We start from the raw sequence: 8,597 nt of genomic DNA, 5'->3' as shown, positions 1-8,597 counted from the left end.
CCCAGCGTCCATCGCGCAGCCGGGGGAAAACGAGAGCCCCGCCGGCGATCCGGCGGGGTCGGCTTCTCCACGGGCGGCAGATTGTCGGTGGTCACGAAGTGATCCCCGCCAACGCCAGCAGGTGATCGGTCTCGGGCCCCTTCACCAGGGCCGCAGCCGCCGACTTGTCCATCGGCCCGGTTCCGACCGACGGGCAGTCCTTGGCCAGGATGCACACCCCGCACGCCGGTTTTCGCGCGTGGCAGACGCGACGGCCGTGGAAGATCACCCGGTGGGACAGATCGGTCCACTCCTTGCGCTCGATGAGTTCGCCGACGGCGTGCTCGACCTTGACCGGGTCGGTCTCCTCGGTCCACTCCCAGCGCCGGACCAGACGACCGAAGTGGGTGTCGACGGTGATTCCGGGAACCCCGAAAGCATTGCCCAACACCACATTCGCGGTCTTACGGCCGAATCCGGGCAGCGACACCAGCTCGGGCAGGGTATGCGGCACCTCGCCGTCGAACCGCTCCACGAGTGCCTGGCCGAGCCCGATGAGCGAGTTGGTCTTGTTCCGGTAGAAACCGGTGGGGCGGATCAATTCCTCGAGTTCGGTGCGGTCGGCCTGCGCGTAATCCAGCGCGGTGCGGTAGCGGGCGAAAACCGCCGGGGTGGTTTGGTTCACGCGGACGTCGGTGCATTGCGCCGACAAGATGGTGGCCACCGACAATTCCAGCGGGGTGGTGAAATCGAGCTCGCAGTACACGTGCGGAAAAGCCACCTTCAGCGTGCGATTCATCCGGCGGGCGCGACGAACCAACCCGAGATGGGTTTCGGCCTTCTTGGTGCCCGAACCACCCGTCCCCGACCTCGGCTGGGTTGCCGATGCAGCCTTCGGCTGGGCTTTCGATGCAGCCGTCTTGCGCGCGCTCACCCGACCAGGTTAGCGATGCGCGGTGGCGTGGGGCGCGGTGCGGCGCCCTGTGTTGCCGATGTCAACCAGCGGCGCGCTTTGGTCACAACTGGGTTACCGCGGCCGTTCTGGTTGGGAGTCACGAGCCCGATTGTGTTTACTTGTGGCCATGCAAGGACTAGCCGTACTGCTGTTCCCGGCCGTACTGATGCTCTTCGCCCTCGGCATGGAGAAGGTCCAGTCCTGGACAGATCGCGTCACCGTGAACCGCGACAACGTCGAGGAATTCCTGTCGGCGGCCGAATCCGAGGACGTCGACACCCTGGCCCGCGAGGGCATGCCGGCCGCGCTGGACGAGTTGCGCAATCGTCGGGCCGGCTGACCGCGTCCACACCACCCGGCGCCGCTCGTCCGATCACGTCGGCATGCGCTTCTGCCCGGTAGTCGTCGGCCGCCGATGTTCGCCCTGAGCAGACACGCCACCCATTACAACGCCGGTGACCCATTCAACACATATGCTGGGGGCGAGAGTAGCGTTGCAGCGGGTGTGCCAGTGGAGCACAACCGAGATCATGAGTGAGAAGGGACTCCTTGGTGGAGGAAGTACTGGCGCGGGCAGGCATTTTTCAGGGCGTCGAGCCCTCTGCCGTAGCGGCACTGACCAAGCAGCTTCAGCCTGTCGACTTTCCGCGGGGACATGTCATCTTCCACGAGGGCGAACCCGGTGATCGGCTGTACATCATCCTGTCCGGCAAGGTGAAGGTCGGCCGCCGGTCACCCGACGGTCGCGAGAACCTGCTGACGATCATGGGTCCGTCGGACATGTTCGGTGAACTGTCCATCTTCGATCCCGGTCCGCGCACCAGCTCGGCGACGACGGTAACCGAGGTTCGCGCGGTCTCGATGGATCGGGATGCGTTGCGCGCCTGGATCAAGGACCGTCCGGAGATCGCCGAACAGCTCCTGCGCGTGTTGGCCCGACGTCTGCGTCGCACCAACAACAACCTCGCCGACCTGATCTTCACCGACGTGCCCGGGCGTGTGGCCAAGCAGCTGCTGCAGCTGGCCCAACGCTTCGGCACCCAAGAGGGCGGCTCGCTGCGCGTCACCCACGACCTCACGCAAGAAGAGATCGCCCAGCTCGTCGGGGCCTCGCGCGAGACCGTCAACAAGGCGCTCGCCGACTTCGCCCAGCGCGGATGGCTGCGTCTGGAGGGCAAGAGCGTGCTGATCGCCGACTCCGAGCGACTCGCCCGCCGCGCCCGCTGACCTCAGCTCGACGTTCTTCCCCTACTTTCTCGTTCTTCCCCCGACAATTTCCCGGGGACGAACGAAAGAGTGGGGGAAGAACTGTTTTCGCCCCCAAGTCACAGCTGACGCAGATACTCCAGCTGCGCCTTCACCGACATCCGCGCCGCGGGCCACAGCTTCTTGTCGACGTCGGCGTAGACCTTGCGCACCACCTTCATCGGTTTGGCCTTCTTGGCCGAAACGCCCATCTCGTCGAGAGCGGCCTGGATCTGGTCGATCCGTTCCTCGCGGTGCGCCTTGTAAAAGCGCGCGACGGGTTCGAGCGTCGGATGGTCGGGTCCGTGCGCCGGCAGCAGCGCGGCCTCGGCACCGTCGACGATCAACCGGTTCAGCGAACCCATGTAATCGAGCAGACTGCCGTCGGACGGATCGATGACGGTGGTCCCGCTGCCCAGGATCGTGTCGCCGGTGAGGATCGCGCGCTGCCCGTCGTGTTCGACGAGATAGCTGACGGAGTCGCCGGTGTGGCCGGGCGTGAACAACACCGTGATGCGCAGACCGGCGATCTCGATGACCTCGCGATCACGCAAGGGTGCGGCGTCACGACAGTGCAACCGCAGGCGGGCACGGGTCGGGGCACCGGTCCGCTTGGTCAGCGCGTCGATGGCCCCGGTGTGGTCGAAGTGCCGGTGGGTGATCAGGGTCAGTGCGATACCCGGTTGCGCCGCAACCTTTTTCACGTGCTTCTTGTGGCGCGGTGGCCCCGGGTCGACGACGACGCACTCCGTGCTGCCCGGCGCCCGCAGAATCCACGTGTTGGTGCCGTCGAGTTCCATCACGCCGGGGTTGTCGCACAACAACACCGACGCGAATGGCGTCACCTCGCGCAGTACCCCGTAGGCGGGATGCACCGGGTCGGCGGCGGCAGCAGCGTCGTCGGGAACCTCGCCGGCTCGGGACTGGTCGTCGGGGGCGCTCATGGGGCCAGGGTAATGCCGCGGCGACACCGCGCGAGAGTCAGGCTCATCCGGTGATGAGGTCGTAGGACAGCTTGGCCACCATGACCACCACGACGACGAGCAGCACCCACCGCACGAACCGGCTGCCCCGGCCCAGCGCCATGTGTGCGCCGACCTGCGCGCCGACGACATTGCCCACCGCCAACGCCAATCCGAGCAACCACAACACATGGCCCTGCGCGGCGAACACTGCGAGCGCCCCGAGATTGGTTCCGGTGTTGATCACCTTCGCCGTCGCCGAACTCTGCACGAAATCCGTACCCACCAACGCCGTCAGCGTGATGATCAGGAAGGTTCCGGTGCCCGGACCCATCAGACCGTCGTAGAAGGCCACCACGATCCCGGCGATCACCAGCCCGCACACCACCGACGTCCGGGAGCGCGTCCGCGCGACACCCGATCCGAACCCGGGATTGAGCGCGACGAACAACCCCACGGCCACCAGCATCACCAGGACGATGGGTGTGAAGACGTCGGTGGGCAACCGACTCGCCACAAACGCTCCCGCACCGGAACAGACTGCGGCACAGGCGAACACCGGCGCCAGACGACGCGCACGCAGAGGCACCGTGCGCGAGTATCGCCACGCCGCGGACGCGGTCCCGATGACCGCGGCCAGCTTGTTGGTGGCCAGTGCCGACGCCGGAACGATCCCGGGCGCACCGATCAACAGAGCCGGGATGAGGATCAGACCACCGCCACCCACCACGGCATCGACCCATCCCGCGGCCACCGCGGCGAGGATGAGCGCCGCGACGACCTCAGCACTCAAGCGTCAGCGACCTCGGACACACTTCACCGGTCTCCGACCTCGGTGACATTCACCGGTCTCCGACCTCGACCACGAGTTCGACCTCCACCGGCGCGCCCAACGGCAACTCGGTGACACCGACCGCGGAGCGGGCATGCACGCCTGCCTCCCCGAAGATCTCGCCGAGCAGGTCCGACGCACCATTGAGGACACCCGGTTGCCCGGTAAAGCCCGGCGCCGATGCGACGAACCCGGTCACCTTGACCACGCGCACAATCGAATCCAGCCCGACGAGTCCGTTGATCGCGGCCAACGCGTTGATGGTGCACTGTCGTGCGGCCGCCGTCGCCTCGTCGGGTTTGACGACACCCTCCGCGCCGGTGCAGACCTTGCCGTGGATCGACAGCTCACCGTTGACGAAGGGCAACTGCCCCGAGGTGTAGACCAGATTCCCCGACCGGACCGCCGGGACGTAATTGGCGACCGGGGTGGGGGCCGTCGGCAGCTCGATACCCAGCTCGTCGAGTCGTTGTGTCCAGGTGCTCATTGGCCTCAGCCCTTCGGCCGCTTGAGGTAGGCGACGTGCTGCTCTCCGGTGGGGCCGGGCAGCACGCTGACCAGCTCCCAGCCGTCGGCGCCCCACTGATCGAGAATCTGTTTGGTGGCGTGGGTCAGCAGCGGAACCGTCACGTATTCCCAGGCGGTGACATCACTCATGGCCCCAAGCCTAGGGCATCGGGGCGGCGTGCCCGCAGGCACGATCGGGCGAAATGACCTGACCGGAGTGACCCTGGACGCCGACTGAGTCGATATGGTGAATCCGTGGTGTACGACACGCCCGGGGGCGACCAGACATCCAGTGGTCGGCAGAGCCGACCCCGACCTGACGGGGTCGCAGCGATTCTCGACGACGAGGAGGCGGTGACCGCACCGAACATCTGGCCGGACTCGGCCGCCAAAGCACGTCTGCACTTCGTCTCGGGTAAGGGCGGCACCGGCAAGACCACCGTCGCCGGCGCGCTCTCGCTGGCCCTGGCTGCCGCGGGAAAGCGCGTCCTGCTCGTCGAATGCGAGGGGCGCCAAGGCATCGCGCAACTCTTCGACCTGCCGCCGCTACCGCCGACCGACACCCGCATCGCCACCGCCGAGGGCGGCGGCGAGGTGTGGGCGCTGGCCCTCGACATCGAGCATGCGCTGCTGGAATACCTCGACATGTTCTACAACCTGGGCTTCGCCGGCCGGGCGATGAAGCGGATCGGCGCGATCGACTTCGTCACCACGGTCGCCCCGGGGCTGCGTGACGTCCTGATCACCGGAAAGATCAAGGAACGCATCATCGCAACCAACAAGAAGGGCGTGCGGCTCTACGACGCCGTCGTCGTCGACTCCCCGCCCACCGGCCGGATCGGGAGCTTCCTCGACGTCACCAAGGCGATGGCCGACCTCGCCAAGACCGGCCCGATCCGCAACCAGAGCGAGGGGGTGGCGCGATTGCTGCACTCGGAGGAGACCGCGATCCACCTCGTCACCCTCCTCGAGGCGATGCCGATCACCGAGACCATCGAGGCCGTCGAGGAATTGCGCGGCAAGAACCTGCGCGTCGGCAGCCTGATCATCAACCGGGTGAACCCGATGCACCTGCCGCCCGACGAGATCGACGACATCGCCGAGGGCAACGTCGACGCACAGCGGGTCGCGGCCGGGCTCGCCGACGCCGGCATCGAGGCGAGCGAGGCCGATTTCGCCGGGTTGCTCACCGAGACGATCGAACACGCCTCGCGGCTGCAGGCGCAGCAGGTGGCCAAGGCCCAACTCGACGAGGTGGAGGTCCCGACGCTGGAACTACCCACCCTCGGCGACGGGATGGACCTCGGCGGCCTCTACGAACTGGCCAATCTGCTGCAGAAAGCGGGTGCCTGATGCCCCTCGACCTGAAGATGGGCTCGGTGCTCGCCGACCCGGAGACGCGCGTGGTCATCTGCTGCGGCGCCGGTGGCGTCGGCAAGACGACGACCGCCGCGGCGATGGCCCTACACGCCGCCGAACACGGCCGCACCGTCGCGGTGCTCACCATAGACCCGGCCAAGCGGCTCGCGCAGTCGTTGGGCATGAGTGAGCTGACCAACGATCCACAACCGGTGGCCATCGATGGGACCGGCTCGCTCGACGCGATGATGCTCGACATGCGCCGCACCTTCGACGAGATGGTGCAGGAGTACTCCACGCCCGAGCGCGCCGCGGCCATCATGGAGAACTCCTTTTACCAGACTGTCGCCGAATCCTTTTCCGGCACACAGGAATACATGGCGATGGAGAAGCTCGGCAAGCTGCTGGAGACCAACCGGTGGGACCTGATCATCGTCGACACCCCACCGTCGCGCAACGCCCTGGACTTCCTCGACGCACCGCAGCGCCTCGGGTCGTTCCTGTCCGGTCGGCTGATGAAGGTGCTCGTCGGCGGCGGCCGCGGCGTCGGCCGCATGGTCACCGGCGCGATGAGCCTGGCGATGCGCGGGGTCTCCACCATCATCGGCGGTGAGATGCTGCGCGACGTCGCGACGTTCGTGCAGTCACTCGACTCGATGTTCGGCGGCTTCCAGGACCGCGCGCTCAAGACCTATGAACTGCTCAAACAGCCCGGTACCCGCTTCGCGGTGGTCGCCGCGGCCGAGCCCGACGCCCTGCGGGAGGCGGCTTTCTTCGTCGATCGCCTCTCCGAGGAGTCGATGCCGCTGGCCGGGCTCATCCTCAATCGCACCCACCCGAACCTCACCGGCATCCCCGAAGAGGTCGCGCGGGTGGCCGTGGACAAGGCCGACGACGACCTGACGCGCGGCGTGCTGCTGGTGCACGCGGAGCGTGCCGCGACGGCCAAACGGGAGGTCCACCTGCTGGGGCGGTTCACCTCTGCGCATCCGACGGTGCCGATCGTCGGAGTCCCGTCGTTACCGTTCGAGGTGGCCGACCGCGTCGCCCTGCGCGCGGTCGCCGAGCAGATCACCGGTCGGGGCTGACCTCGATCCGCCTGGGACACCGATGGATCGCCGCCGCGTACTGACGATCCTGGTGGATCGCATCGCGATCGAGGACGGGCAGATTCCCCCACCCGCGATCGGGGAGGTCGTCGAATTCCCCCTGCGGTTCTGGGAGTACTCGACGAGCGAGACCGGGACCGATCAGCACGACGCGATGACCATCCGCGCCCGGCTCGAACCGTCCGGTCGCCCACCACATCGGCGGGGTGTCATCGACGAGACCGCGGCCACCGATAACGCCGGGCAACACGACCTCTGGTGGAGTGGACTGCTGCGCGGCGACGGCTGGACCGCGTCGTGGGAGGGACAACGGCCGCGGACCGGACAGGTGGAACTGACCGGCACCTTTCACGGCGTCATGGGGATCGACGCAGAGGGGTCGGTGCGCGGGCGCGTGACCCGGGTGCAGGTCGTCTCGCACTCGTGGCAGCGGGTTCCGCCGCCACGCCGATGGAGCCTGACTCCGGGGCGCCGGCCAACCTATCGCGAGGTCGACCGCGCGCCGAGATTCTTCACCGACGACCGGTTCGACGCCGACTGCCCGTCACCGACCGACGTCGACACCGGCGCGCTGATCGATCTCGATCTCGACGACGCCGGACCGTATCCACTGCGTCCGCCGGCAGTGATTGCCGAGGTGTCCGCTGCCGGCGACGACCTGTGGGCGCTGGATGCGGTTCTGCCGCTGGCGTTTCGGATCGACTCCGACCACCGGGCAAGCGAGTATCTGTTTCCCGGCCCGGTGCGATACGGGCGGTCGGTGTGGGCGACGCCCACCGGATGCTGGATCGGCGGCCCCGACGGAACCCACCGCCTGACGCCGGGAGAGCCTGCACGGACCGTCGACGACACCCCGGTCGTCGCGGGAGCCGTTGTGGGCGAACACTTTCTGGCCTGCGGTGGCGCGGGTCGGTGGAGCATCCACGGTCCCGGCGGGGAATCACGCAGCGTCGAGGTCCCCACCGCCGTGGTCACCGCGGCGATCGCCGACGGCGACTCGTTCGTCGTCCTGCTGCATTCACCGAGCCCGCGCACCGACGGTGTGGTGTTGGTGCGCGTCGGCCTCGACGGCGCAATGGATGTGGGCGATCCGGTGATCCTCGACGACCACCACGACCGACCCTCGCTGCTCACCTCCCCACTCGGGATCGCCTGTTACGACAGCGTCGTCACCCTGGCACCGACTCTCGAAGCGACTGACACACAGCATGTTCCACGGCGATTCCTCTACGCCGGGACCGTCGGCGACGGGCTGTGGACCCTCGGTCACCCGCCGGACGGAACGGCGCGGTCGGGGTGGTGGCCGCTACCCGGACCCGCCGAGTACGACCACGACCGCGGCCGGTTCTGGTTGCTCACCGTCCTCGACCGGGACGGTCTCACGCCGACACTCAGCACCCCGGTGCTCTCGTCCACCGTGTCGGTCGCACGCACCGACGACGGGACGCTCTGGGTGGCGGCCGGCGGGGTGCTGCAGATCCTGCGGCCGGGGACCATGCAGTGGCCGGAGCCGGTCGACCTCGGCCCGCTGTGAATCTCGGCCTGCAGTGAATGGTGCGTCCCGATCGGCCCTGTTCCTCAACACGACACTGTCCCCCGAACGGACCACACACCCCCGGACACGACATCACCGGCGGGGCACTCCCGCC

The 8,597-nt window shown here is 67.7% G+C and carries 10 protein-coding genes; 5 read left to right on the top strand and 5 right to left on the bottom strand.

Translation table 11 applies throughout. The annotated features are described in order from the left end of the window. Positions 1-91: 91 nt before the first annotated feature. The gene (nth, locus tag B1964_RS26965) at positions 92-913 is read right to left on the bottom strand and encodes an endonuclease III (RefSeq protein ID WP_079932001.1); all 822 of its coding nucleotides are present in this window, start codon (positions 911-913) and stop codon (positions 92-94) included. A gap of 148 nt (positions 914-1,061) precedes the next feature. On the opposite strand from nth, the gene B1964_RS26960 reads away from it, so the two are divergent. Next, positions 1,062-1,274, top strand: a complete 213-nt coding sequence (locus B1964_RS26960; RefSeq protein WP_026920367.1) for a hypothetical protein — start codon at positions 1,062-1,064, stop codon at positions 1,272-1,274. A 212-nt stretch (positions 1,275-1,486) separates the two neighbouring features. Continuing rightward, complete coding sequence (locus B1964_RS26955; RefSeq protein ID WP_006373149.1) at positions 1,487-2,161, top strand: Crp/Fnr family transcriptional regulator; 675 nt, start codon at positions 1,487-1,489, stop codon at positions 2,159-2,161. A gap of 98 nt (positions 2,162-2,259) precedes the next feature. Here the strand turns inward: B1964_RS26955 and B1964_RS26950 are convergent, their stop codons facing one another. The 4 genes from B1964_RS26950 to B1964_RS30165 are packed head-to-tail and all read right to left on the bottom strand — an operon-like array spanning position 2,260 to position 4,630. Next, complete coding sequence (locus B1964_RS26950) at positions 2,260-3,123, bottom strand: MBL fold metallo-hydrolase (protein ID WP_079932000.1); 864 nt, start codon at positions 3,121-3,123, stop codon at positions 2,260-2,262. 43 nt (positions 3,124-3,166) lie between these two features. Then, entirely contained in the window at positions 3,167-3,934 is a 768-nt protein-coding gene (locus tag B1964_RS26945) for a TSUP family transporter (RefSeq protein WP_079931999.1), read from the bottom strand. 49 nt (positions 3,935-3,983) lie between these two features. Then, a complete protein-coding gene (locus tag B1964_RS26940) occupies positions 3,984-4,460 on the bottom strand; it encodes a RidA family protein (RefSeq protein WP_014358758.1) in 477 nt (158 codons plus the stop codon). A 5-nt stretch (positions 4,461-4,465) separates the two neighbouring features. Then, the gene (locus tag B1964_RS30165) at positions 4,466-4,630 is read right to left on the bottom strand and encodes a DUF4177 domain-containing protein (protein ID WP_006373145.1); all 165 of its coding nucleotides are present in this window, start codon (positions 4,628-4,630) and stop codon (positions 4,466-4,468) included. Positions 4,631-4,813: 183 nt separating this feature from the next. Between B1964_RS30165 and B1964_RS26935 the strand changes: the two genes are divergently transcribed. The 3 genes from B1964_RS26935 to B1964_RS26925 are packed head-to-tail and all read left to right on the top strand — an operon-like array spanning position 4,814 to position 8,482. Beyond that, positions 4,814-5,833: an ArsA-related P-loop ATPase gene (locus B1964_RS26935; protein ID WP_231387073.1), complete on the top strand. Its 1,020-nt coding sequence runs from the start codon at positions 4,814-4,816 to the stop codon at positions 5,831-5,833. After that, entirely contained in the window at positions 5,833-6,927 is a 1,095-nt protein-coding gene (locus B1964_RS26930; RefSeq protein WP_014358756.1) for an ArsA family ATPase, read from the top strand. Before B1964_RS26935 ends, B1964_RS26930 begins: the two co-directional genes overlap by 1 nt. A 22-nt stretch (positions 6,928-6,949) precedes the next feature. Further along, a complete protein-coding gene (locus tag B1964_RS26925; protein ID WP_079931998.1) occupies positions 6,950-8,482 on the top strand; it encodes a hypothetical protein in 1,533 nt (510 codons plus the stop codon). Positions 8,483-8,597 lie beyond the last annotated feature (115 nt).

The organism is Gordonia sp. i37, assembly GCF_002043085.1.
GTDB lineage: Bacteria > Actinomycetota > Actinomycetes > Mycobacteriales > Mycobacteriaceae > Gordonia > Gordonia polyisoprenivorans.
This window is presented reverse-complemented; position numbering and strand designations above follow the sequence as displayed.

Coding starts and splice junctions, on each gene's coding strand:
- B1964_RS26930 (WP_014358756.1), top strand. CDS start 5,833: ATGCCCCTCGACCTGAAGATGGGCTCGGTGCTCGCCGACCCGGAGACG.
- B1964_RS26925 (WP_079931998.1), top strand. CDS start 6,950: ATGGATCGCCGCCGCGTACTGACGATCCTGGTGGATCGCATCGCGATC.
- B1964_RS26960 (WP_026920367.1), top strand. CDS start 1,062: ATGCAAGGACTAGCCGTACTGCTGTTCCCGGCCGTACTGATGCTCTTC.
- B1964_RS30165 (WP_006373145.1), bottom strand. CDS start 4,630: ATGAGTGATGTCACCGCCTGGGAATACGTGACGGTTCCGCTGCTGACC.
- B1964_RS26940 (WP_014358758.1), bottom strand. CDS start 4,460: ATGAGCACCTGGACACAACGACTCGACGAGCTGGGTATCGAGCTGCCG.
- B1964_RS26950 (WP_079932000.1), bottom strand. CDS start 3,123: ATGAGCGCCCCCGACGACCAGTCCCGAGCCGGCGAGGTTCCCGACGAC.